26 protein-coding genes are annotated in these 23,697 nt (G+C 63.3%); 15 read left to right on the top strand and 11 right to left on the bottom strand.

Annotation, left to right across the window (positions count from 1 at the left end; all coding sequences use genetic code 11):
* Nucleotides 1-104 precede the first annotated feature (104 nt).
* Together FJ434_RS22635 and FJ434_RS22630 are read left to right on the top strand one after the other, a co-directional pair.
* Nucleotides 105-1,241 carry an FIST signal transduction protein gene (locus FJ434_RS22635; protein ID WP_140751723.1) on the top strand — a complete coding sequence of 379 codons (1,137 nt, stop codon included), beginning with the start codon at nucleotides 105-107 and terminating at the stop codon, nucleotides 1,239-1,241.
* Between the two features lie 10 nt (nucleotides 1,242-1,251).
* On the top strand, nucleotides 1,252-2,592 hold the full coding sequence (locus FJ434_RS22630) for a hybrid sensor histidine kinase/response regulator (protein ID WP_140751721.1): 1,341 nt from the start codon (nucleotides 1,252-1,254) through the stop codon (nucleotides 2,590-2,592).
* A 24-nt stretch (nucleotides 2,593-2,616) separates the two neighbouring features.
* On the opposite strand, the gene FJ434_RS22625 is transcribed toward FJ434_RS22630, so the two are convergent.
* Entirely contained in the window at nucleotides 2,617-3,300 is a 684-nt protein-coding gene (locus tag FJ434_RS22625; RefSeq protein ID WP_140751719.1) for a response regulator transcription factor, read from the bottom strand.
* 220 nt (nucleotides 3,301-3,520) lie between these two features.
* Between FJ434_RS22625 and FJ434_RS22620 the strand changes: the two genes are divergently transcribed.
* The 6 genes from FJ434_RS22620 (at nucleotide 3,521) to FJ434_RS22595 (ending at nucleotide 7,313) form a co-directional block, all read left to right on the top strand.
* Complete coding sequence (locus FJ434_RS22620; protein WP_140751717.1) at nucleotides 3,521-4,219, top strand: fumarylacetoacetate hydrolase family protein; 699 nt, start codon at nucleotides 3,521-3,523, stop codon at nucleotides 4,217-4,219.
* Nucleotides 4,216-4,866, top strand: a complete 651-nt coding sequence (maiA, locus tag FJ434_RS22615; protein WP_140751715.1) for a maleylacetoacetate isomerase — start codon at nucleotides 4,216-4,218, stop codon at nucleotides 4,864-4,866. The genes FJ434_RS22620 and maiA overlap by 4 nt, the downstream gene beginning before the upstream one ends.
* Nucleotides 4,856-4,999: a hypothetical protein gene (locus FJ434_RS22610; protein ID WP_181166082.1), complete on the top strand. Its 144-nt coding sequence runs from the start codon at nucleotides 4,856-4,858 to the stop codon at nucleotides 4,997-4,999. Before maiA ends, FJ434_RS22610 begins: the two co-directional genes overlap by 11 nt.
* A 55-nt stretch (nucleotides 5,000-5,054) precedes the next feature.
* On the top strand, nucleotides 5,055-6,095 hold the full coding sequence (locus FJ434_RS22605; RefSeq protein ID WP_140502716.1) for a zinc-dependent alcohol dehydrogenase family protein: 1,041 nt from the start codon (nucleotides 5,055-5,057) through the stop codon (nucleotides 6,093-6,095).
* Between the two features lie 72 nt (nucleotides 6,096-6,167).
* On the top strand, nucleotides 6,168-6,716 hold the full coding sequence (locus tag FJ434_RS22600) for a GNAT family N-acetyltransferase (protein ID WP_140751713.1): 549 nt from the start codon (nucleotides 6,168-6,170) through the stop codon (nucleotides 6,714-6,716).
* Between the two features lie 51 nt (nucleotides 6,717-6,767).
* The gene (locus FJ434_RS22595) at nucleotides 6,768-7,313 is read left to right on the top strand and encodes a GFA family protein (RefSeq protein WP_348640981.1); all 546 of its coding nucleotides are present in this window, start codon (nucleotides 6,768-6,770) and stop codon (nucleotides 7,311-7,313) included.
* An 18-nt stretch (nucleotides 7,314-7,331) separates the two neighbouring features.
* On the opposite strand, the gene FJ434_RS22590 is transcribed toward FJ434_RS22595, so the two are convergent.
* Nucleotides 7,332-8,222: a DMT family transporter gene (locus tag FJ434_RS22590; protein ID WP_140751709.1), complete on the bottom strand. Its 891-nt coding sequence runs from the start codon at nucleotides 8,220-8,222 to the stop codon at nucleotides 7,332-7,334.
* Between the two features lie 106 nt (nucleotides 8,223-8,328).
* On the opposite strand from FJ434_RS22590, the gene FJ434_RS22585 reads away from it, so the two are divergent.
* The gene (locus tag FJ434_RS22585) at nucleotides 8,329-9,732 is read left to right on the top strand and encodes a PLP-dependent aminotransferase family protein (protein WP_140751707.1); all 1,404 of its coding nucleotides are present in this window, start codon (nucleotides 8,329-8,331) and stop codon (nucleotides 9,730-9,732) included.
* A gap of 15 nt (nucleotides 9,733-9,747) precedes the next feature.
* On the opposite strand, the gene FJ434_RS22580 is transcribed toward FJ434_RS22585, so the two are convergent.
* Complete coding sequence (locus FJ434_RS22580; protein ID WP_140711391.1) at nucleotides 9,748-10,638, bottom strand: LysR family transcriptional regulator; 891 nt, start codon at nucleotides 10,636-10,638, stop codon at nucleotides 9,748-9,750.
* A gap of 128 nt (nucleotides 10,639-10,766) precedes the next feature.
* Between FJ434_RS22580 and FJ434_RS22575 the strand changes: the two genes are divergently transcribed.
* On the top strand, nucleotides 10,767-12,224 hold the full coding sequence (locus FJ434_RS22575) for an MFS transporter (protein WP_140751705.1): 1,458 nt from the start codon (nucleotides 10,767-10,769) through the stop codon (nucleotides 12,222-12,224).
* 39 nt (nucleotides 12,225-12,263) lie between these two features.
* On the opposite strand, the gene FJ434_RS22570 is transcribed toward FJ434_RS22575, so the two are convergent.
* The 3 genes from FJ434_RS22570 to FJ434_RS22560 form a co-directional block, all read right to left on the bottom strand.
* On the bottom strand, nucleotides 12,264-12,761 hold the full coding sequence (locus FJ434_RS22570) for a MaoC family dehydratase (RefSeq protein WP_140502708.1): 498 nt from the start codon (nucleotides 12,759-12,761) through the stop codon (nucleotides 12,264-12,266).
* Nucleotides 12,762-13,019: 258 nt separating this feature from the next.
* Complete coding sequence (locus FJ434_RS22565; RefSeq protein ID WP_140751703.1) at nucleotides 13,020-13,448, bottom strand: phasin family protein; 429 nt, start codon at nucleotides 13,446-13,448, stop codon at nucleotides 13,020-13,022.
* 105 nt (nucleotides 13,449-13,553) lie between these two features.
* On the bottom strand, nucleotides 13,554-14,849 hold the full coding sequence (locus FJ434_RS22560) for a DUF445 domain-containing protein (RefSeq protein WP_140751701.1): 1,296 nt from the start codon (nucleotides 14,847-14,849) through the stop codon (nucleotides 13,554-13,556).
* Nucleotides 14,850-15,120: 271 nt separating this feature from the next.
* On the opposite strand from FJ434_RS22560, the gene rirA reads away from it, so the two are divergent.
* A complete protein-coding gene (rirA, locus tag FJ434_RS22555; RefSeq protein WP_027144053.1) occupies nucleotides 15,121-15,585 on the top strand; it encodes an iron-responsive transcriptional regulator RirA in 465 nt (154 codons plus the stop codon).
* Between the two features lie 32 nt (nucleotides 15,586-15,617).
* Here the strand turns inward: rirA and FJ434_RS22550 are convergent, their stop codons facing one another.
* From FJ434_RS22550 to hemP, 5 genes are read right to left on the bottom strand one after another with little or no spacing between them, the layout of a single operon-like run.
* Entirely contained in the window at nucleotides 15,618-16,409 is a 792-nt protein-coding gene (locus FJ434_RS22550; RefSeq protein WP_140751699.1) for a heme ABC transporter ATP-binding protein, read from the bottom strand.
* 24 nt (nucleotides 16,410-16,433) lie between these two features.
* Nucleotides 16,434-17,534, bottom strand: coding sequence for an iron ABC transporter permease (locus tag FJ434_RS22545; RefSeq protein WP_140751697.1), 1,101 nt, complete (start codon nucleotides 17,532-17,534; stop codon nucleotides 16,434-16,436).
* Between the two features lie 5 nt (nucleotides 17,535-17,539).
* Nucleotides 17,540-18,448, bottom strand: a complete 909-nt coding sequence (locus FJ434_RS22540) for a hemin ABC transporter substrate-binding protein (RefSeq protein ID WP_140751694.1) — start codon at nucleotides 18,446-18,448, stop codon at nucleotides 17,540-17,542.
* A gap of 9 nt (nucleotides 18,449-18,457) precedes the next feature.
* Complete coding sequence (locus FJ434_RS22535) at nucleotides 18,458-19,513, bottom strand: hemin-degrading factor (RefSeq protein ID WP_140751692.1); 1,056 nt, start codon at nucleotides 19,511-19,513, stop codon at nucleotides 18,458-18,460.
* A gap of 23 nt (nucleotides 19,514-19,536) precedes the next feature.
* Nucleotides 19,537-19,743: a hemin uptake protein HemP gene (hemP, locus tag FJ434_RS22530; RefSeq protein ID WP_027051401.1), complete on the bottom strand. Its 207-nt coding sequence runs from the start codon at nucleotides 19,741-19,743 to the stop codon at nucleotides 19,537-19,539.
* On the opposite strand from hemP, the gene FJ434_RS30335 reads away from it, so the two are divergent.
* The 4 genes from FJ434_RS30335 to FJ434_RS22515 all read left to right on the top strand — a co-directional run bounded on the left by FJ434_RS30335 (nucleotide 19,736) and on the right by FJ434_RS22515 (nucleotide 23,639).
* Nucleotides 19,736-20,104, top strand: coding sequence for a hypothetical protein (locus tag FJ434_RS30335; RefSeq protein ID WP_246679071.1), 369 nt, complete (start codon nucleotides 19,736-19,738; stop codon nucleotides 20,102-20,104). The genes hemP and FJ434_RS30335 overlap by 8 nt on opposite strands.
* Nucleotides 19,995-22,133, top strand: coding sequence for a TonB-dependent hemoglobin/transferrin/lactoferrin family receptor (locus FJ434_RS22525; protein ID WP_246673658.1), 2,139 nt, complete (start codon nucleotides 19,995-19,997; stop codon nucleotides 22,131-22,133). Before FJ434_RS30335 ends, FJ434_RS22525 begins: the two co-directional genes overlap by 110 nt.
* 2 nt (nucleotides 22,134-22,135) lie before the next feature.
* Nucleotides 22,136-22,573, top strand: a complete 438-nt coding sequence (locus FJ434_RS22520) for a hypothetical protein (protein ID WP_140502698.1) — start codon at nucleotides 22,136-22,138, stop codon at nucleotides 22,571-22,573.
* Nucleotides 22,574-22,796: 223 nt separating this feature from the next.
* A complete protein-coding gene (locus FJ434_RS22515; protein ID WP_246678382.1) occupies nucleotides 22,797-23,639 on the top strand; it encodes an energy transducer TonB in 843 nt (280 codons plus the stop codon).
* Nucleotides 23,640-23,697: the final 58 nt, after the last annotated feature.

Genomic DNA, 23,697 nt, shown 5'->3' with positions numbered 1-23,697 from the left:
TCGCCCGCGCGCCAGAAGCACTTGAAAAGCCGCGCACAAGAAGGCGTCGGAGGAAATGCGGGAGAACGCCGCTGACCAGTTCACTGACGCGCTACGCATGCGGGTTGTCGGCGCTGACCACGGACGAGCCCGACCCGGACGTCTTCGCACGCGCGGTAGCCGCCGAGGCCGCTGCCATCGATGCCGGCTTTGCCCTCGTGTTCTTTTCCCAAAGCCTCGTCGAGGCAAGCACCCTCTCGCAGGCGCTCGCGACGTGCGCGCCGGGGCTCCACCATGCCGGCTGTTCCACCGCCGGCGAGATCACGCCGCAGGGGCTCGAGGAAGGCCATATGCTGGCGATGCTGCTGCCCTCGGCGTCCTTCACGGCGGTCAGCACCATGGTCGACAATTTGTCGACGTCGGGCATGGACAGGATCACCGAAGAGGTCGAGGCCCTGCGGCGCACGCTGCGCGCCCGGCCCGGCGGCGAGCAGACCAGGAACACCTTCGCGCTCTGCTTCATCGACGGGCTGTCCTATGCCGAGGAAGCGGTGAGTTCGGCCATCCACTGGGGTCTTGACGACATACCGCTGCTCGGCGGCTCGGCCGGTGACGATTTGAAATTCGAGACGACGCGTCTGATCTCGAACGGCGCCGTCACTTCGGACAGCGCCATCATCGTGCTGATCGCCACGGAAATTCCGTTCCACGTCTTCAAGACCGACAACTTCGTTCCCACCGACGAAAAGCTGGTGGTGACCGCGTCCGATCCGGATCATCGCATCGTGCGGGAGTTCAACGCCGCCAATGCGGCGGAGGAATATGCCGCTTCCGTCGGCATCCTCCCGCAGACCCTGACGCCGCTGAGCTTCGCCTCGCATCCCGTGGTGGTGAAGGTGGGCGGAGAATATTACTGCCGCTCGATCCAGAAGATGCACGCGGATGGCTCGCTGTCGTTCTTCTGCGCCATCGACGACGGTGTCGTGCTGTCGATCGCCCAGCCCAAGGACATGGTGGAAGCGACACGAGCGGCATTGCGCGAGATCGAGGAAAGGCTGGGCGGTATCGATATGATTCTTGGCTTCGACTGCGTGCTGCGCCGGTTGGATGCGCGCAACCGGCAGGTCTTTCGCGACATTTCGGAGCTCTACAGGGTCAACAATGTCATCGGCTTCGGCACCTATGGCGAGCAATATCGGTCGATGCACCTGAACCAGACTTTCACCGGCATCGCCTTCGGTGACCGGCAAGCGGCTGAATAGGCTCAACAAAATGCCGCTCAGGGACATAACCGATCTCGACAGGCTGAAGAAGATCAACGCCGCCCTGGTCAGCCGCGTCGAGCGCTCGATGGACCAGCAGGGCAATGCCTTTTCGTTGTTCCAGACCGCGATCTCGCTGGAAAACCGGGTGCGCACGCGCACCGAGGAACTGCATTCGACCTTGCGCAGGCTGGAACAGTCGAACATCGACCTCAGCGCCGCCAAGGAGAGTGCCGAGCTGGCGAACCTGTCCAAGACAAGGTTCCTCGCCGCCGCCAGCCACGACGTGCTGCAGCCGCTGAACGCCGCCCACCTCTCCGTCTCGGCGCTCGCCGAGGTGCAGACCAGCGAAGAGGGAAAAAAACTGGTTCGGCAGGTCGAGCGCTCGCTGGAGACGATGGAAGACCTGCTGCGCACCTTGCTCGACATTTCCAAGCTTGACGCCGGCGTGGTCCAGCCCGACATCGGCGATGTCAGCCTGGAGGCGTTGTTCTCGTCGCTGCGCTCGGATTTCCAGCCGGTGGCGGAGTTGAAGGCGCTGTCGCTGAAATTCCGGCCGGTCAATGCGGTGGTCCGCTCGGACAGGACCTTGCTGCGCCGCATCCTGCAGAACATCCTCTCCAACGCGCTGGGCTATACCCGTTCGGGTGGCGTGCTCGTCGGCACACGCCATCGCGGCGACACCATCCGCATCGATGTCGCCGACACGGGCTGCGGCATTCCCGAGGACCAGCGCGAAGCGGTGTTCGAGGAGTTCCATCGCGGCACCTCGCCGGCCAACGCCGAACTCGATGGTGGCGGGCTTGGGCTCGGGCTCGCCATCGTGCGCCGCATGGCCGGCGCGCTCGGCCACCCCGTGACGTTTTCATCCAAGGTTGGCCGTGGTACCATCTTCCACATCGATGTCCCCGTCGGCCTCGGCGCGCCGGCCGATGCCATCGCCAGCGCCGCCAGCCTGGAACGACCGCGCGGCTACGGCCTGTTCGGCACCAAGGTGCTGCTGGTCGAGAACGATGCCGAGGTGCTGGAGGCCATGACCTTCCTGCTTGAGCGCTGGCAGTGCCTGGTGCGGGCCGCGACCTCGACCGACGATGCGCTGGACCTGCTCGGCGATACCGATTGGGTGCCCGACATCGTCATCGCCGACCAGCATCTCGACGGCGGCGACCTCGGCACCGCCACCATATCGGAAGTCCGCGACTATCTCGGCCGCGCCGTGCCGGCGCTGATCGTCACCGCCGACAGTTCCGAAGCCGTGGCCAAGGCAGCGCGTGCCGGCGGCATCGAACTGATGCGCAAGCCGTTGAAGCCGGCGCAACTGCGCGCGCTGCTGGCGCATTTGCTGGCCTAGAGTCCCCAGCGGAGGACTAATGGCTCAAAAACCGGCCTGATCGCGAAACAGCTCGGCACCGTCCAGCTTCGACACCTCGATCACCGCTTGCGTGCGGCTGTAGACGTTGAGCTTGCGCAGGATCTCGGAGACATGCGCCTTCACCGTGGTCTCGCCGACCTGCAGCTCGTAGGCGATCTGCTTGTTGAGCAGGCCCTGGCGCAGCATCTGCAGCACGCGCAATTGCTGCGGCGTCAGCTTGGAGAGGCGCTGGAGCATGTCGGCGCGATCGGTACTGTCGGCGCCCGGCGGCAGGCCCTCATAGGTTTCCGGCACATAGATCGCGCCGTCCATCACCGAGCGAATTGCCGCGGCCAGATCGCTCTTGCGCGCCGATTTCGGGATGAAGCCGGCGGCGCCATAGGACAAGGCCTCGGAAATGATCCTCGGCTCCTCGTAGCCCGAGACGATAACCACCGGCAGGCGCGGATAGCGGGTCCTGAGCTGCAGCAGCCCGTCGAAGCCGTGCACGTCGGGCATGCTGAGGTCGAGGAGCGCCAGGTCGAAAGGCTTTGCATCGGCCAGCAGATCCAGCGCCTCGGTGATCGATCGCGCTTCGACCGTGTCGACCTCGGGATAAGCCATTTGGACGGCGCTGTGCAGCGCCTCGCGAAACAGCGGATGGTCGTCGACGATAAGAAACCGGGCACGATCGGTGGGAGGGGTCATAAGGCTCGTTCCGGTTTACCGGGCACACCATAGTCTCCTGACCATGGCCGGATTATTGGCAAATAGTCTATCGCCTGTTGACGGGATTCATCGCTGCAAAAATGATCGGAAGCCTGAATTCCTCATCCAGCCGCGGCAAAGCCCATGCTTTATGAAAGGCGACGCCTTGCCCGACCCCCGAAATCGGCCGAATGTATCGCCATCATACGCAGAGATCGCCATGACCGCCTTTGTCCTTCCCGTCCCGCCAACGCCTTCTGTCGCCATTGCGGGTTCCGGCGAACGCTTTGCCGTGCGGCGCATCTTCTGCGTCGGCCGCAATTATGCGGCGCATGCGCGCGAATTCGGCAATGACGAGCGCGATCCGCCTTTCTTCTTCACCAAGCCGGCCGACGCGGTGGTCGATTCCGGCACTCATATCCCCTATCCACCGCTGACCGAAAATCTCCACTTCGAGATCGAGCTGGTGGTGGCGATCGGTATATCGGGCTTTCGCATTTCCCGCGACAAGGCGCTGGACCATGTCTGGGGCTATGGCGTCGGCATCGACCTCACCCGCCGCGATCTGCAGGATGCCGCCAAGAAGGCGGCGCGGCCCTGGGACTGGTCGAAGGCGTTCGACCGTTCCGCGCCTTGCGGCCCGCTGGTTGCCGCGCGGAAATCCGGGCACCCGGCGAAGGGCCGTATCTGGCTCGCCATCGACGGCGCGGTGAAACAAGATGCGGACCTCGCCGAGCTGATTTGGCCGATCGCCGATATCGTCTCGATCTGCAGCGAAGGCGTGGAATTGCAGGCCGGGGACCTGATCTTCACCGGCACGCCGGCCGGTGTCGGCGCGGTCAAGCCGGGTGAAACGATATCAGGCGGCGTCGACGGCATCGGCACGATCGAAGTGACCATCGGCCAGCCGAAGTCATGAGCAAGATTGTCCTGCACAACTACTTCCGCTCCTCCACCTCGCACCGGGTGCGGATCGCCCTGGAGATGAAGGGGCTGAGCTACAATTATGTCCCGCATCATCTGCGCCATAGCGAGCATCTGGAACCATCCTATCTCGCGGTCAATCCGCAGGGGCTGGTGCCGGCGCTGATCTGGAGCGACGGCATGCTCCTGACGCAATCGCTGGCGATCATCGAATTTCTCGACGAGACCATACCTGAACCCCCGCTATTGCCGAAAGACCCGCCCAGCCGGGCACGGGTGAGAATGCTGGCGCAGATCATCGCCTGCGACATCCACCCGGTGAACAATCTGCGCGTGCTGACCTCGCTGCGCACGCTGTTCGGCGCCGGCGACCAGGATGTCGCCAACTGGTTCCGGCATTGGGTCAATGAGGGTTTTGCGCCGATCGAGCAATTGCTGACGGCTTCGCCCGAAACCGGCGCATTCTGTCACGGCGACACGCCGGGGCTGGCCGACATCTGCCTTGCCGCGCAAGTCACCAGCAACGCCCGCTTTGGCGTCGATATGACGCCCTACCCGACAATCGCGCGCATCAACGCCGCCTGCATGGCGCTAGCCGCCTTCCAGAAAGCCGCGCCACAGAACCAGATCGATGCCGAATAGAGAAGCCACCGATGCCGACGAGGCAAAGGCGCTGACCGATATCGAGGCGTATGGCTGCCTCTACGTGCTGGAGGAAGATGACGAACCGCCATTCGCCTCCTCCGTTGGCATCGCGGAATCGATTTCCGCTTGAACGGTCAAGGAATCGGCTATCGTTTCCCCGTGCAGTCTCAAGGGTGGAGTGAGCGATGAAAGCCGTCGTCTTCGAGAAATTCGGCGAAGCGCCGACGATCCAGACCGTGCCGGATCCGAAGCCGGCTGCCGATGGCGTTGTCATCAAGGTCGAGGCTACCGGGCTATGCCGCAGCGACTGGCACGGCTGGATGGGCCATGATGCCGATATTCGCCTGCCGCATGTACCGGGCCACGAACTGGCGGGAATCGTCGTCGCCGCCGGCAAGCACGTCACCCGCTGGAAGGCGGGCGAACGCGTCACCGTGCCGTTCGCCGTCGGTTGCGGCCGCTGCTTCGAATGCACATCAGGCAATCACCAGGTTTGCGAACATCAGTCGCAGCCGGGCTTCAACGCCTGGGGCTCCTTCGCCGAATATGTCGCCATCGAATATGCCGACACCAATCTCGTGCGCCTGCCCGACGAAATGGAATTCGCCACCGCCGCCAGCCTCGGCTGCCGCTTCGTCACGTCGTTCCGCGCCATCGTCGACCAGGGCCGGGTGACGCCGGGCGAATGGGTGGCGGTGCATGGCTGCGGCGGCGTCGGCCTGTCGGCGATCATGATCGCCAGTTCGATGGGCGCCAATGTCATCGCTATCGATCTCACCGAGGAGAAACTGGACTTCGCCAAAAAGATCGGTGCCGTGGCGACCATCAACGCCTCCACGACGCCGAACGTCGTCAAGGCGGTCAAGCAGATCACCAATGGCGGTGCCCACATGTCGATGGACGCACTCGGCCACCCCACGACGTCCTTCAACTCAATCGCCAACCTGCGCCGGCGCGGCCGTCACGTACAGGTCGGCCTGATGCTGGGCGAGCACGCCCGCCCGCAAGTGCCGATGGACAAGGTGATCGCCTTCGAGCTCGAAATCCTCGGCAGTCACGGCATGCAGGCCTATCGCTACCCCGCGATGATGGAGATGATCCGCCACGGCAAGCTCAAGCCCGAACTGCTGGTCGGCAAGAAGATCAGCCTCGACGAGGCGCCAGCAGCCTTGATGGCGATGGGCGGTTTCGAGGGCATCGGCATCGGCGTGGTGACGAAGTTCTAAGGTCGAGACTCAATCACAGCCCGAACGCTATTATGGCAGCGAGGGTGAGCCCGATCCTGTTGGAGAGAGTGTATGATCGCGACAGACCGGTTGAAGCTCAGGGCCTGGCGAGAGGCGGATAAGCCCCTATTGGGCGTTATCCACGCCGATCCGGAGGTGATGCAGTTCCTCGGCGGCATGAAGACCGCCTCTGAGACCAGCGACATCGTCGAACAACTGATGCGGCTTTCCGAAGTCGGCGAGCCGATTTTCTGGGCCGCCGAGCGTATCGGCGACGGAGCTTTGCTCGGCGCGGTCGGCCTGCACCGCCTCGGGACCGATTTCCCTTTCGGCCCGGCCCTGGAGGTGGGCTGGCGGCTTGCTCGCGACCATTGGGGCAAGGGTTATGCGACCGAAGCCGCTCGCGCCGCCCTCGACTATGCATTCGGCAGCCTGGATGCGCCGCGCGTCTACGCATTCACCGCATTGGCGAACACGCGGTCCGAAGCCGTCATGCAGCGGTTGGGGATGAAGAAAATCGAGGGCGGGGAATTCGCTCACCCTGACCTGCTGCCGACCGATCCGAGCTCAATGCACATGCTGTATGTCGCCGAAAGGATGGTGCCGCAGTCGGGTACCTAGAGCTTAAACTCGTTCAGAGCCAAAAGGCGGTGAAAGCGAAGCAACAATCGGATGGCCGCTAGGCCATGCTCGACAAGAAGGCGCCGCTGGTACTTCATCGATAATGTCGCATTTGAGCGCCAGCTCGGCGCATCTCATGGCGACTCTCCAACTACGCTCGGTACAACTTATTGGGTCAGTGACTCAAGGAGAGTTTGCATGCGTGGTCATTGCTTATGCGGCGCTATTGCTTTTGAAGTCGATGGGCCGGCGCAAGCATGCGTGGTCTGTCATTGTGAAAGTTGTCGGCGGCAATGTTCCGCGCCGATGACCACCTACATTGGCGTCTTGGACGGCCACTGGCGATGGTTGGGCAAGCCACCGAAGGTATTCAACTCTTCACCCGGTGTGGAAAGAACATTTTGCGATCACTGTGGCTCGCCGCTGTCCTTCCGCTCAACGAACATGTCCGGTGTCATGCATTTTTTTGCAGCGGGGATGGAGGAGCCGGAAAAATTTGCACCCACGCTGCATGTCGCTTTTGAGGAGAAACTCCCTTGGTTGAAACTCGCCGACGGCCTGCCGACACAGGTTGGGCCTAACTATACGAAAAACTAGTCAGGGTCGGCATCATCACTATGCAGTCGCACGCCGCGGCAAATCCCGCTTGGCGAATTTCTTCGCGCCGAACACGCAGGTCACCACACCCAGCGTGACGACGATCATCTTTGGGCTGACCTGCTCGTGCAGCAGCGTCGCCGCCAATGCGAGCCCGAAAAACGGCTGCAGAAGCTGCAACTGCCCCACCGCTGCAATACCGCCTTGCGCCAGGCCGCGATACCAGAAGACGAAGCCGATCAGCATGCTGAACAGCGAGACATAGCCAAGACCGATCCAGGCATTGGAGCCGACGCTGGCGAAGGATGGCGGCAGGGTCGCAAACGTCAGCACCAGCATGATCGGCAGGGACAGCACCAGCGCCCAGCAGATCACTTGCCAGCCGCCGAGCTTGCGCGACAGTGCGGCACCCTCGGCGTAGCCCAGGCCGCAAGCGATGATGGCCGCAAGCATCAGCCCATCGCCGACCGGCGAAGCCGTCACGCCTTGTGCAAGTGCAAAACCCGCCACCAGCGCACTGCCGAGGCATGAGAACAGCCAGAAGGCCGGCCGGGGCCGTTCACCGCCGCGCAACACACCGAAGATCGCAGTCGCCAGCGGCAGCAGGCCGACAAAGATGATGGAGTGGGCCGAGGTGACATGCTTCAGCGCCAATGCCGTCAGCAAGGGAAAGCCGACCACCACGCCAAGAGCAACAATGACGAGCGACAGCAAGTCATGACGCCCAGGGCGTTCCTCGCGGAATGCAAGTAGCAGCGCCAGACCAAGCAGGCCGGCTATGACCGCGCGGGCCGATGTCAGGAATATCGGATCGAGATCCATCACCGCCACGCGCGTCGCCGGCAACGAACCGCTGAAGATCAGCACGCCGATAAATCCGTTCACCCAACCGCTCGCCGTCTTGTCCATCGCAGGCTCCATTGCTTTCACCCTCTATCGGGCGGACGCCCATGGTGCGGCCAGAGACAATGGGGTACAATTCGATGAAACTGTAATGGAGGATTGAGCAGTACGGATGACAGACCTTACTTTGGAACCCGACAGCGCGCGCACCCTTGTGGAAAGCGTCATGGCGACCATCCGACAGCGGATCGCAGCGCGCAGCCTGACACCGGGAACCCGATTGCCGTCGATCCGTGCCTTCGCGAAGTCCATGCAGGTGTCCAAATCCACCGTCGTCGAAGCCTATGAGCGGCTCGCCGCCGAAGGCGCGATCCGCTCCCGGCCGGGTTCCGGTTTTTATGCCGCCGGCTCGCTGGCGCCGCTGTCCCTGGCCGAGATCGGCCCCCGGCTCGATCGTGCCGTCGATCCGCTCTGGGTTTCGCGCCAGTCGCTGCAGGCTGGCGAGGAGGTCCTGAAACCCGGCTGCGGCTGGCTGCCGGCATCATGGATGCCCCAGACCGGGCTGCGCCGGGCACTGCGTACGGTCGCGCGAGCCGACGATGTCGCGCTTGCCGATTACGGCACGCCGCTCGGGCTGCCGCCGCTGCGGCAATTGCTGGCGCGGCGCATGGCCGGGCACGGCATCGAAGTTTCCCCCGAACAGATCATGCTGACGGAATCGGGAACCCAGGCCATCGACCTGCTCTGCCGGTTCCTGATCGAGCCCGGCGACACGGTGCTGGTCGACGATCCCTGCTATTTCAATTTCCACGCTTTGCTGCGTGCCCACCGCGCCAAGGTCGTCAGCATTCCCTACACACCATCGGGACCGGACATCGAACTGTTCGCCCAGGCGCTGGCCGAACACCGGCCGCGCCTCTACATCACCAACTCCGCCATCCACAATCCGACCGGCGCGATCTTGTCTCCGGTCACCGCGCACCGTTTGCTCAAGCTTGCCGATCAGTCGGACCTGACCATCGTCGAGGATGACATCTTCGCCGATTTCGAGCACACCCCAGCCCCAAGGCTGTCGGCGTTCGATGGCCTCAGTCGCGTCGTCCAGATCGGCAGTTTCTCCAAGACGCTGTCGGCGTCGGTCCGCTGCGGCTTCATCGCCGCGCCCCGAGATTGGATCGAGCGCCTAGCCGACCTCAAGATCGCCACGACTTTCGGGGGCGGACGGCTGGCGGCCGAACTTGTGCTGACGCTGCTGAAGGACGGCAGCTACCGCAAACATATGGATCTGCTGCGCACCAAGCTTGCGCGCGCCATGGTTGAAACCAGCGCCCGGCTGAAAGCGATCGGCATCATGCCCTGGATCGAGCAGCCGGCCGGCCTGTTCCTGTGGTGCGGCCTGCCGGACGGGGTGGACGCCGCCGAAATCGCCCGCCGCGCCCTGGCCGACAACATCGTGCTGGCACCCGGCAATGCGTTCAGCCTGTCGCAGTCCGCCAGTCGCTTCCTACGCTTCAACGTCGCCCAGTGCGCGGACGAGCGGATTTTCAAGGCGCTCGAAACGGCGATGGCTCGCTGATTTGGCACGAAATCGTCAGTGCTTCGAACAAACCGCGCGCACGCACTCACGCAACCAGCGTTGTGCCGGATCGGCATCGAGGCGCGGATGCCAGAGCATGGAGATGGTAACGTCCAAGGTGGCGACCGGCAGGGGAAAACTGTGCATGCCGGCGCGCGCTCCTGTCGTATGCCGCTCCGGCACGCTGGCGATCAGGTCCGAGGCTCGGGCCATGGCAAGTGCCGCCGAAAAGCCCGAGACCATGCACACCACCGTCCGCCGCAAGCCAAACCCATTCAGCGCTTCGTCGATCGGCCCCTTCTCGCGGCCGCGCCGCGAAACACTAATGTGCCGGCCGGCCGCATAGCGCTCGGGCGTCACCTTGCCCTCGCTCAGGGGATGGCCTGATCGAACAGCGCCGATGAAACGGTCGCGAAACAGCGCCTGGATGCGCACTTCGGGTCCGGTCTCGCCGGCAACGCCAATTTCTAGGTCAATCGCCGCTTCGCGCAGCGACATCGCATCCTTATCGGACTTCGGCGCAAAACGCAGCCGCACCCCTGGCGCATCGGCCTCGATGCGGGCGACGAGACGGGGCGCGAACTCCTCGACGAAGCTTTCGTTGGTGCGCAATGTGAAGATCCGGTCCAGACTCCGGGGGTCAAGCAACTCGGCAGGGCGCAGGAGCACTTCCGCGTCCTGGACGACACGGCCGACTTGTGACCGCAATTCCTCCGCACGCGGCGTCGCCACCAGACCGCGCCCGGCGCGCACCAGCAGAGGATCGCCCGTTGCCTCGCGCAGCCGCGCCAGCGTTCGGCTCATCGCCGAGGGGCTGAGGCGCAGGCGGCGCGCCGCGCGCGCCACACTGCCCTCGGCCAGCAGGACATCGAGGGCAAACAGCAGATTGAGATCGGGTGATGTCATCGGTCTATCCTAGCATGATATGGCGTTTGACGCACGGATAAGATGCAAATGCTGCACCTTCCGCCATATCAGCCACAAGACTAGATCTCCGACAGCTCCGCTTCGGGAGCAGACAGAAGGAGATCGCCTTGGCACTCGCTGAGCAAAATCGGGAACTGATATCGGCGCCGCAACAGGCCCGGTCCACCGGCCTGGCGCTGACGAGCCTGTCGCTCGCCACGCTGCTATCGTCCTTGGGAACCAGCATCGCCAGCGTCGGGCTGCCCTCGCTCAGGCAGGCTTTCGATGCATCGTTCCAGTCCGTACAATGGGTGGTTCTCGCCTATCTGCTCGCCATCACGACACTGATCGTCGGCGCCGGGCGGCTGGCCGACATGTTCGGGCGCCGGCCGTTGCTGCTCGGCGGCATCGCGCTGTTCACGCTGGCATCGGCGCTCTGCGGCCTGGCACCGACGCTCTGGCTGCTGATCGCGGCACGCGCCATGCAGGGGCTTGGCGCCGCGCTGATGATGGCGCTGACGTTGGCCTTCGTCGCGGAAACCGTGAGCAAGGACCGAACTGGCAGCGCCATGGGCCTGCTCGGCGCCATGTCCGCGATCGGCACGACGCTCGGGCCTTCGCTTGGTGGCTTTTTGATCGCTGGCCCTGGCTGGCGGGCTATCTTTCTGGTCAATGTCCCGCTGGGCCTTCTGACCTTCGCTCTTGCCTGGCGTGCCCTGCCGGCGCGCAGCGGGACAATGGAGGTCGCTCGAGGCACGTTTGACGTCACGGGCACCGCCCTGCTGGCCCTTACCTTGGGCGCCTATGCCCTGGCATTGACGCTTGGCAGAGGCAATTTCGGCATGCCCAATTTGGGCCTGCTGGTCGTGGCCGGTGTCGGCGTTATCGTGTTCGCCATTGCGCAGGCGAAGGCGAAGGTGCCCCTTGTCCAACTCGCCCGCTTCCGCGACCCACGGCTGAGCGCCGGCCTTGCCATGAGTCTCATCGTCGCGACGGTGATGATGGCAACCCTCGTGGTTGCTCCGTTCTATCTGTCGCGCGGGCTCGGATTGGATGCCGCGATGGTCGGAATGGCGCTTTCGACCGGGCCGCTTGTCTCGACCCTGTCGGCGCTGTTGGCCGGCCGCCTGACCGATCGCCTCGGCGCCCACGCGATGATGGTCGCCGGCCTGGCCTGCCTCGCCACGGGGACGTTCCTCCTGTCGCTTGCCCTGACCAAGTTCGGCATTGCCAGCTATGTCGTTCCAATCACCGTCACATGCTTCGGCTACGCCCTGTTCCAGACCTCCAACAACGCGAACGTCATGGGCGGTGGAAGCGCAAACGAACGTGGCGTCGTTTCCGGTCTGCTCAACCTGTCGCGCAATCTCGGCCTCATCACCGGCGCATCGCTGATGGGCGCCATATTCGCGATTGCATCGGCCGGTACGCGGCAAGGAACAGGTCAGGACGTCCTGAGTTCCGCTTCGGCCGCCCGGGGCATGCAGGTCACCTTTCAGACGGCAGCGGCCTTAGCGCTGGTTGCGCTGTTGCTCGCGCTAATCTCACTACGCTTTGCCGGCCGTACCCGGCCCGGGATTGCGTGACCTGTTTGGCCGGCGTAGGGCGTCCCAAAGGACCGCCGTTCAGGCCCCTGCCCGTCTGCGGCGCTCATAGAGCATGACCAGCGTTTCAGCCATCAGCGCCGGCTTTTCCTCCCCTTCGATCTCGACCGTATTGGCTGCCTTCATCAGATACTGGCCCGGGCCTCTGTCTTCCATGGAAAGTAGCGTCGTGCGCAGGCGAATGCGTGCGCCGACCTTGACCGGCGCCAGGAAACGCACCTTGTCGAAACCGTAATTGAAGGCGGCCTGCGTATTCTCGGGAACGATCCCCATGTCGAGGGCCAACGCGCCGATGATCGACAACGTCAGATAGCCATGCGCGATCGTGGTGCGGAACGGGCTTTGCCGCCGCGCCCGTTCAGGATCGACGTGGATCCATTGATGGTCGCCGGTACAGTCGGCGAACTGGTTGATACGGTTCTGGTCGACCGTGGTCCATTCCGAGACGCCGAGCTCCTGTCCGGACATCGTTCTCAGCTGCTCGTAGCTAGGCGGCGTTTTAGGCCGTACTTCCGTCATTCCTGCTTTCCCGATCGCTTCCAAAGCTTCCGGACCACGAACCGGCGGCCTCTGTCAATTCATCCTGCGCAAATCCGTTCCGGCGGAGTCGAGCTCACTCGTGCCATGCATTGCCACGCGATGGCAGGCCGAATTCGGATTTTCCAACCTTCCAGGCTGCCGGGAGCTTATGCTGTGGCGCTAATACAACTATGCGCAAGGTTGCGGAATCGCGAACCGGCGTGCTTGGCCGAGGACGGAACGACAGCCGATGAGAACCTACTTCTGCCCGTAACCGGCGCGGACCTCCTCCATCGCTTCCTTGATGCGCGCGCGCAGGATATCGATCGATTCGGTGCCTGATTTCCTTGCCAGTTCAGCCACTTCACCGGCGTTCTTGAGCGCCGCCTCGAAGGATTTTCTGGCAAACTCCGTCTGCTTGGCCATGAGCTCCTGCGGATTGCCCGGTGCGCGGTAGCTCTGCGCCATGTCGGCGACTTCCCGCAGCGTGTCCTGCAGCATTTCGCGCTGCCTCGACAACAGCGAGGATGCCCCGGCCGCACTGGTCCGTGCCGCCTTCTCCAGCGCTTCCAGATTCTTGCGATGGTGCGCAAGAATCGCCTCGACATCGACGTTGGGCACCTTGAGGTCACGGCCGAATCTGCCGAACATCTCCACGAAGGAATCGGATTCCGGTTGCCTGGCCATGATTGTCTTCTCCCCTGTTGCCGCGGGTGCGGACGCCCTCGACTGGAGAATAGCACTTGAACGCCGTGTGTCCATTTCGAACGCACGCCTGGCGGTCGATACGGATCAATTGACCGGGAGCAGCAACTCGATCGTATAGAGCACGATGCCGGCCAGCCCGCCGATGATCATGCCGTTGAAGCGGATATATTGCAGGTCCCTGCCGATGTTCATCTCGATCAGGCGCGTCAGTTGCGCCAGATCCCAGCGCTTGACCTGGTCGGCGATGAATTTCGATACGCCGCTCTTCTGGCTCTCGACGAAAGAGGCCAGCGCCACCACGAATCCTCCGTTCATGTCGGCCCGGATCTGCGCATCGCCGGCAAGATGGCGGCCGACCTCGACGAACATGTTGGCGAGATGCTCCCGGATCAGCGAATTCGGCGCCTTGGCATCCTGCTCGATGAACAGGCTGAGGCTCTCCCACATGTCGCCGGCCAGCGCCCTGACTTCGGGTCTGGCGAGGAAATCGCGCTTCATTTTCTCCGCTCGCTTGGCATATTGCTTGGACGTGCGCAGCCGCTCGACGAAGCCTAGCGCGAAACGGTCGAATTCGGCGCGCATCGGGTGGTCGGGATCGGCACGCACCTCGTCCAGCAGGGAGCCCGCCGAGGCGACGATCTTCTTCAGGAGATAGGCGTCGGCGCGGAACAGGTTGAACAGCGACGGCAATTCCTCACGGATCTTGTCGCGCATCGTCGCCAGCGCCTGTTCGTCGTTGAGAAACCGGCCGATGACCTTGATGAACTCGTCGAATAGCTTTTGGTGGCGGCGATCGTCGGTGAGCGCCGACAAGAGTTCGGCGGCCAGCGGCGCCAGCGGCACCTTTTCGATCTGTTCGAGCATGCGGCTGGTGACGAAACCGCGCAGGCCGGATTGTTCGACGGCGGCAAGCGTCTGCGGCACAAGCCGCACGACGAAGCGCGACAGGTCGGCGGCGCGCTCGGCATCGGCCAGCCAGTCGGCGACGAGTGCCGAAAAATCGACCTCGGCGAGTTTTTCACGCACCGGCTCCGGCGCCAGGAAATTGACCTCGATGAAACGGCCGAGATTGTCGGCGATACGATCCTGGTTTTCCGGGATGATGGCGGTGTGGGGAATGGGCAGCCCAAGCGGCCGTTTGAACAGCGCCACCACCGCGTACCAGTCGGCAAGGCCGCCGATGGTTGCCGCCTCGGCGAAGGCGGCGACGAAGCCGAGCCACGGATAGCTGCTCTGGAAGGACTTGGCCAGGGCAAAGACCAGCACGCAGAGCGCCAGTGCCGCCGTGGCGACGAACTTTGTCCGCCGCAGCGCGGAAAGCTTGGCGCCCGCGTCGGCATCGAACCGCACTGGCGCCAGGGACTGGTCCGATTGAGCCATGGATGGGCCGCTCCTCGTCGATCTCAGCCTATTTAGTGTTTCGACCGCCAGAATGCCCGTGACAGCGATTACCCCCGGGGTTTCACCTGGTCAGGCACATAAAGTTGACGAGAATGTTCAGCTATAACTCGAAGCTAGTCTGGAATTATTCCAAGGTATAGGCCATATTCCGTCGAGGCCAGCGTGGAGACTCCGAAAATCCGGATGAAGCCGCGCCAGCAAGTCTACACTCTGGCATGGTTGCACTGTGCCGGCGCTTTGTGAGGATGAAATGCGGCTTACCCGCCAAACCAACTACGCCATGCGCATCCTGATGTATTGTGCCGCCAACAATGAACGGTTGAGCCGCATCCCGGAGATCGCGGCCGCCTATTCGGTGTCGGAACTGTTCCTGTTCAAGATCCTGCAGCCTTTGGTCGAGAACGGCCTGGTCGAGACTGTCCGCGGCCGGAACGGAGGGGTACGGCTCGGCCGTGCCGCCGAAGCGATAAGCCTGTTCGACGTTGTGCGCGTGACCGAGGAAAGCTTTGCCATGGCGGAGTGCTTCGAGAACGACGCGGCCGAATGCCCGCTCGTCGACAGCTGCGCGTTGAATTCGGCGCTGCGCGAGGCGCTCAACGCCTTCTTCGCCGTGCTTGCCCGCTACACGATCGCCGACCTGGTGGCGGCGCGGCCGAATGTGCGCAACCTGCTCGGCATCGATCTGTTGATGGAGCGCCGCGCGCCGGCAGCTTGATCCCTGTCGCGTCGTGCGAGGTCGGCTGAATATCAGCTGACCGACGATTGCGGGAGCACGAACGGCATGTCGCTAGCCGGCAGCACGCCGACCTTGAGCCGGCAATCGAACACCTTTTCGATCAGCTCATCGCTTAGCACCTCCCGCGGCGAGCCGGTCGCGGCCAGCCGGCCGCGATGCATCACGAAGATGCGGTCGGCATACATGGCCGTCAGATTGAGGTCGTGCAGGATCGCGACCACGCCCCCGCCTCTTCTGGCGAAATCGCGGGCGATGTTCATGATGATCAGCTGATGCTTGATGTCGAGGCTGGAAACCGGTTCGTCGAGGAAGAGATAGCGCGGCCTGCCGTCGAGCACTGGCGCCCAGACCTGGCACAGCACGCGCGCAAGCTGGACGCGCTGCTGCTCACCACCCGAAAGTTCCTGGTAGAAACGCCCGGAAAAGCCATCGAGATCGACTCGCGCCAGCGCCCGCTCCGGCAGGCGTTCGTTCTCGCCGGGCAGCACCCCCGCGCGGCCACCGACCAGGCCAAGCCTGACGATCTCGCGCACCGTGAAGGGAAAGGACAAGGTCGTTGCCTGAGGCAACACCGCTCGCACCGTCGCAGCCTCGACCGGCTTCATCGTCGACAGCTCGCGACCGTTGATGACGATCCGTCCGGTATGGGCGAGATCCCCCGACATCGCCTTGAGAAAGGTCGTCTTGCCCGAGCCGTTGGGACCGACGATGGCCGAGATTTCACCCGGCCCGACTTCGAAATCGACATCAACGACAATACGCTTCTTGCCGATCGCCACAGAAACATCGCGCGCTTCGATCATGAAACACTCCAACAGGGTCCCAACTCACAGGTCGATCACGCCGCGCTTGCGCAACAGGATCCACAGGAAGAGCGGCGCGCCAGCGACGGCGGTGACGATACCGATCGGCAATTCGGCCGGCGCCACGATGGTGCGGGCGACGGCATCGGCGAGCAGCAATAGCGAGGCGCCGAGCAGCGCCGAGGCCGGCAGCAGGTAACGATTGTCCGGGCCGATCAGCAGGCGCAACAGATGCGGCACCACGATGCCGACGAAACCGATGCCGCCGCTGACGGCGACGGACGCCCCGACCGCCGCCGAGACACCAATGATGGCTGTGTATTTCAGCCGCTGCACCGGTACGCCGAGATGGCCGGCGGTGGCCTCGCCGAGCGCCAGCGCATTGAGGCCGCGGGCCAGGAATGGCATCGCCGCCAGCGCCAAGATGATGATGGGCCCTAGGGAAGCGATCTTGGCCCATGTCGCACCACCGAGCGATCCCAGTGACCAGAAGGTCAGGTCGCGCAACTGGCGATCGTCGGCCATGAATATGAGGATTCCGGTCAGCGCCATGGCAAGTGCCGCCAGGGCTATGCCGGCGAGCAGCATGGTGGCGACCGAGGTTTGCCCGCGTCGCGTGGCGACCTCATAAAGCACCAGTGTGGTGGCGAGGCCGCCGAAAAACGCCGCAAGCGGCAGCGCGAGCGTTCCGAGCAAGGCGGTCGCCGGTACCAGCACGGTCCCGCCGAGCACGATGACGGCCACCGCGCCAAGGCTGGAGCCGGCTGAAACCCCGATCAGGCCGGGATCGGCGAGCGGATTGCGGAACAGGCCTTGCATGACGGCGCCGGAAACCGCGAGCGCCGCGCCCACCAGCATGCCGAGGATGACGCGCGGCAGGCGGATTTCGTAGACGATCAGACTGTCACGCGCGTTGAGGGCCGCATCGCCAGGGACGGTGCCAAAGAGCCAATCCCTGATGACGTTCACGGCGGATGCGTCCGACGCCCCGGATGTGAGCGAAAGCAAGACGGCGATCGCCAGGCCCAGGCACAGCAAGAGGATGACGGCACGGGCGCGACCGGAACGATCGCCTTCGGATGCACCCATCGCCTTCACTGGACCGGCGATCGACTGGTCGGCCATGATGCTCAGTCCGTGACCTGTGCGCCATAAAGCGACACGGCGAGGTCGTGGATGGCGTCGGCCGTGCGTGGCCCGAAGCCGAGCAGATAGGCGCCATCGATGCGGATCAGCTTGCGCGCGGTGCCGGCCGGCGTCGAGGCTATGGATGGATTGCCGAACACTTCGTCGTCCGACACCGCCGGCCCGGCATTGCTCATCATCAGGATCACGTCCGGCCTGGCGGTGACGATCGCTTCGTCGGACATCTGCTTGTAACCGGAAAAGCCTTCCACCGCATTGACCCCGCCCGCCAGCTTGACCATGCCGTTGGCCGCGGTGTCGCTGCCGGCCGCCATGATCTTGCCGCCCTGCATCGAGAGCACGAACAGGACGCGCTTGCGCTCCTTGATCGATTCTGTCTGCTTTTTAGCGGCCGTGAGTTTGGCATCGAGCGCCTTGGCCAGCACCTCCGCCTTGGCCTCGACCCCGAGCGCCTTGCCGACAATGCGGACCTTCTGGAGGATGCCTTCGCGGTTGTACTGCTCGGGCACTTCGATGAAGGGAATGCTCGTCTTCTTCAGCACGTCGACGGCTTCCTTGGGGCCGCTGCCGTGCAATGCCAGTATGGCTGTCGGATTGACCGACAAGACGCCTTCCGGCGACAGCTGGCGCATGTAGCCGACATCGGGCAATTCGAGTGCCGCTTTCGGATAGAGGCTGCTGGAATCGCGCGCTACGAGACGCTTTTCCTCGCCAAGCGCATAGACGATTTCGGTGATGGAACCGCCAATGGAGGCGATCTTCGAAGGGTCGGCGAAGACCGAAACGCCTTCGGTGGCGCCGGCTGGTTGCATTGCCGCGAAAGCCAGGGAAAGGCCGATCGCGGAACCGATGATCGATCCCCGCAGGGCGGATGGTCTCGAAACAGAACGCATTACACTTCCTCAGGCTGCCGTCGGGCTTGGAATGCGCGGCAGGTGCTCGGCCAGGAAACGCCAGTCGTCGCGTTCGCCCTCGCCTTCATGGCGCTTACCGAAGAACTGGATAATCATGTCACCATTGGCGGCATAGACCTCGAGCGAGGTGACATGGCCGTCCTTGGTCGGCTTGCGCACCGCCCAGACCTCATGGATGTGGTCGATTCGCAGGTGCAGATGAAAGGCCTCGTCCAGCACATTGATCCACGGTCCCATCCTCTTGATCGACTTGACCGGGCCGGAATGGATCTGGATGCAGCCGCGGTTGCCCACGAAGCACATGATCGGCATCTCGCCTTCGGCGGCGTGATGGAACATGGCCCGGACCGCGTCATTGTCGAGCAGCCAGGCATAGTCCTGGCCGACCATGCGCACCGCCTGGCGGCGGCTGAGCTTCAACGTCTTCAGCATGCCGAAGAACTGGTGCACGTCCGTCAGCTGGCTCCAGCGGTCACGCAGATCGTCCAGGCTTGCGGTCCCTGCCTCGCTTTCCTCATCGAGAACGGGCCGTGAAACGTCGGTTGTCGGCTCCTGGTTCGACGATTCCAGTGAGGCGACAAGCTTCTGGTAGGCATAGAGGCTGGAGGCCGGGCGCAGATGCACCTTGTGCACCGCCTCGCCGGCCGCATCGAAGAACTGCAGGCTGCGGCGGATGTCGTCGCCGTCCCGCTTCTCCACGGCGAAGCCGTGCGCCCAGACTTTCGGGAAGATGCGCAGGTCGATGTTCTCGCCAAGCACCATGGCATTGTGGTTGCCGGTGACGGCCTTGTCATAGACCCCGATCTTCTCGTGCACCGCACTTTCGTTGCGGGTCAGCGCCATGACCTCGCCAACGGCCTCGAGACCGGTTAGGAGGTCGTTGACGCGCGGTTCGATGCGGACGGCGCCGTCGCCGCAATGCGCGGCGACCAGCTCGGCCTCCGAAATGCCGAGCTGGGCGGCAAGGTCACGCTCGCGCGTTTTCGGATTCTCGGTCCGTGCCCGCCGGATTTCATGCGGAGCGGGTTTTACGCGCTGGTCCATGTCTTTACCCCTGATGCCTTGCCTTACTTGTTGAGAATGAGCTTGCCCTGGCGGGTGATCTTCAGCCGGTAGAGCGCTCCATGATGTTCGATGCCGATCTCGTGCTCGCCCTGAAACAGCGTGTTGCTGGACAGCGTTCGCACCGCCAGCGGAATCCGATCGAAACGGGCGGAGGCATCGTCCGAACGGCGGACGCGATAGCGAAAATCGTTGGGATTGTGCGTGTTCATCTGGGTCGATCCCTTTCCTGTGCCGGGCATCTGGCTAGGCGTTGCGAAATTGCCGATTCATTTCTTGACTCGAATAATCATGTTTACTAGTCAGTGCAATACCGGACTAAATGAGTCAACATTTAAGATGCCGGATACGATCGAAAATGCCAGCAAGCCCCGGGCCAGCCAGCATGGAACCTGGAATTTGGAGTTGGGGCATGGGGTTGATGAATTGGGAATGGCGCGGCCGGTCGAAGGCGAACCGTGCAATGGCTTTGCTTGCAAGCGTGGCGGCGATCGCCCTATCCGCGCCATCGGCGCACGCGCAACAGGCGACGCAGCCGGCGAGCGAGCAGACCAGTCAATCGAAAAAGACTGATCAGGAAAAAGCAGCTCCCTCGGGCGCGACGCTGCTCGACAAGATCCTGGTGCTCAGCCGCACCGGCGAAACGGCGATCGAATCGCTGGCTTCGGCCAGCCACGTCGACCAGGAGCAACTCGACCGCCGCATGGCGACGACGCCAAACGAAATGCTGCTCGGCGTACCAGGTGTCGCCGCGCAGGCAGACGCCAGGCGCGTCAGCACCAGCATCAACATCCGAGGCCTGCAGGATTTCGGCCGCGTCGCTGTAATCGTCGATGGCGCGCGCCAGAATTTCCAGCGTTCCGACCACGGCACCCAGTCGACCTTCTACATCGATCCCGAACTGGTCAAATCCCTCGACGTGATCCGCGGTCCGGTCGCCAACACCTATGGTTCTGGCGCCATTGGCGGCGTCGTCTTCTTCGATACCAAGGATGCGCTGGATTTCCTCAACCCTGACGAAACCTGGGCAGGCTCCGTTACTGGACGCTACGAAAGCAACGGCAAGGGCTGGACATCAAGCGCATCCGGCGCCTATCGGATCAATCAGAACTGGGACGTGCTGGGCAACATCGTCTACCGCGACTACGACAACTACAAGGACGGCGACGGCGACACCGTCAATGGCACTGGTTTCGACGTGCTGAGCGGCCTGCTCAAGACCACCATCCGGCCGACCGAGAACAGTGAACTGAAGCTTGGCTGGGTCGGCTCTAGCGATGGCTGGAACGAGACCAGCGGCGGCCTCTCTGTGAATGATGTCGACCTGAAGTCGAACACCTTCACGGCCCGCTACAACATCACGGACGAAGACAAGAGCTGGCTCGATCTCCACATCAACACCTCCTACAACAAGACCAATCTCGACCTGACCAGTCTTGTGCCGCAGAACCGCTTCGATCCGGTGACCGGTCTTCCCGTGATGCTGCCGACAGGATCGCGGTCGACATTCGATGTCGGCACGACCGGCATCGATATCTGGAACACGTCACGGTTCGAGACGAGCGGCATCGCGCATGAACTGACCTATGGCGGTGACTGGGTCGGCGACAGCGTCAAGACGGGCGGCGCTGCCGGCGGCGACAGTTTCTACACCCCTTCTGGCAAGCGGAATGTGTCGGGCGCCTACGTCCAAGACAAGCTCAGCTGGGACTGGCTCGAAGTCATCGCCGGCCTGCGCTACGACAGCTATAGCCTGAAGGATGACACGCACGATATTTCCGGCGACAGGCTATCGCCGCGCGTCACGGTCGGTGTCTCGCCGTTCGAGAGCGCCGGGCTTGCCGGCCTGCAATTCTACGGCACCTACGCGGAAGGCTATCGCTCGCCGTCGATCACGGAAACGCTGATCAGCGGCAACCATCCGGCTGGCGTCAGCTTCCCGTTCCTGCCCAATCCAAATCTGCGGCCTGAAACCGGCAAGACGACCGAGTTCGGCGTCAACTACAAGCAGAACGACATCTTCGAGGCTGGCGACGCACTCCGTATCAAGGCGGCCTATTTCAACAACGATGTCGACGACTATATCGACGGCGTAACGCTGTCGCCGTTCGCTCCAGGCAGCGGCTGCCCCTTCGGCCCCGGCATCCCGATCTGCTTCCAGTATCAGAATTTCGCCAAGGCCAAGATCGACGGCCTCGAGCTGGAAGGTGTCTACGACGCGGCATGGGGCTATGCCGGCCTCTCGGCTACGATCACAAATGGCCACACGGTTTCCTACAAGGGTGTGGAAGCCGACCTCGCCACCATTCCTTCCTCTCAGGTCACCGCTCAGCTCGGCTTGCGCTTCCTCGAGGACAAGCTGACCGTCGGCGGCGAGGTACAGTATAACGGCAAGCCGAAGGGCAATGCGGTGGCCACGGACTACATACTGGTCAACGCGTTCGCCAGCTATCAGGCGACCGACAATCTGAAAGTCGATTTCCGTGCCGACAACCTGTTCGACGTCAAATACGCCAACCCGCTGAACGGTGGCACGACGGTCGCTGTCCATGAACCGGGCATCACGCTGAAGCTGGCCGCAACCATGCGATTTGGAGGCTGAGCATGACGAGCTTGACGACATCCCTTCGTCTGCTGACCTCGACGCTGGCGATGTCGCTTGCGATCGTTCCGGCGTGGGCTGAACAGTCCGCGCCGGTCCTGATCCTCGAACTCAATGCCGCGCAAGCTTCCGACAAGGGCTGCCGGCTGACCTTCCTGGTCAACAACAATCTCGGCGCCGACCTCACCAAGGCGGCGTTCGAGATCGCCCTGTTCAACGAGGCCGGGGTGGTCGACCGGCTGACGGTGCTCGACTTCAAGGATTTGCCATCGGGCGAGACAAAGGTGACGCGCTTTGACCTGGCCGGCACCGACTGCACCAAGGTCAGCCGCGTGCTGATCAACAGCGCGACGGAATGCGCCGGCACGGGCCTCGAACCGGCCGCCTGCTTGCGCAAGCTGAAGACGGACACCAGGACCGGAGTTGCTTTCGGCGTCTGATGTGGGACCAGAACTGCTGTTCGAGCCAGCCTATCTTGATTTGACAATGGCGCTTGGGCCGCTGCATTTTCCGCCGCGCGACATGCAGGAAATCAGTTCCTTCCCCACTGCCGGCGACGAGTTGGCCATCGTGCCGGCCGAGCCGCTTGCCCAGACGCGGCCGCCTGCCGGCACCGGCAAATGGCCGGCTGCGATCGTCGTCTCCTGCCTGCTCCACGCAGGCGTGGCGGCGGCCTTTTTTATATCGCCAACGGGAACGTTCGATCTTCAGGGCGGGGTGCAGTCGGAAGGCAGCGATCACTCAGGAGACAAGGTGGTCGATAGCGCCCTGGACAAGGACCCGGCGGCGATGAATGTCACGCTGGTGCCGAATCCGCAGCGGGCCAAGCATCAACCGGCAAAGGCAGCGGGGTCAATGCCACCGACACAACCTCCACGTCCCGCGCAGGAAGGCGCGAAGCCCCCTCCCGAGCCTCTGCCGGAACCTGTCAAGCTGCCGGCGGTCACGCCGGACATACTGGTGGCGGGGACGCCGCGTTCCGATGACCAGAGCGTGGCGCCTCCCAGAACTGAAATGCCGGCGCAACCGACCGTGCAGGCCGAGGACACCGAAACGCCTGCCTCGGTTCCAGAGCAGCCGCAGGTTCCCATCGCAAGGCCGAGCCCGGAAAGAGCTCCAGCAAATGCCGGCGAACCATACGAGAAGCGCGGCTCGGCTGACGGCCATGAAATCAAGGCGGCCATTGCCAGCAAAGGGAGAAAGCAAAGCGAGGCCGGCAACGCGGCGGCTTCCCGCTATAGCGGCGAAGTGGCCAGCAAGTTGGCTCGCGCCAATCGCCGTGTATCGAAATCCGCGCAAACGACAGCCCGCAACAACGCGATGGTGGCATTTGTCGTGCTTGCCGACGGCAACGTTGCCGACTTGCAACTTGCCAAGAGCTCCGGCTCGCCGGAGCTTGATCAATTCGCATTGGAGCTGGTGCGAAAACAGGCGCCATTCCCGCCAATCCCGCCCGAGACCGGGATGTCGAGCTGGCGCTTCAAGGCGCCAATCGGTCCGTTCTGAGCCGTGGCCATTCACTCAAGCCATCAATCATCAACGTTCGAGACCTGCTGAAAGGAAC

This window comes from Mesorhizobium sp. B2-5-13, assembly GCF_006440535.1.
Classification (GTDB): Bacteria; Pseudomonadota; Alphaproteobacteria; order Rhizobiales; family Rhizobiaceae; genus Mesorhizobium; species Mesorhizobium salmacidum.
Note: the sequence above shows the minus strand (reverse complement) of the source record. Positions and strands in the feature narration are given on the sequence as shown.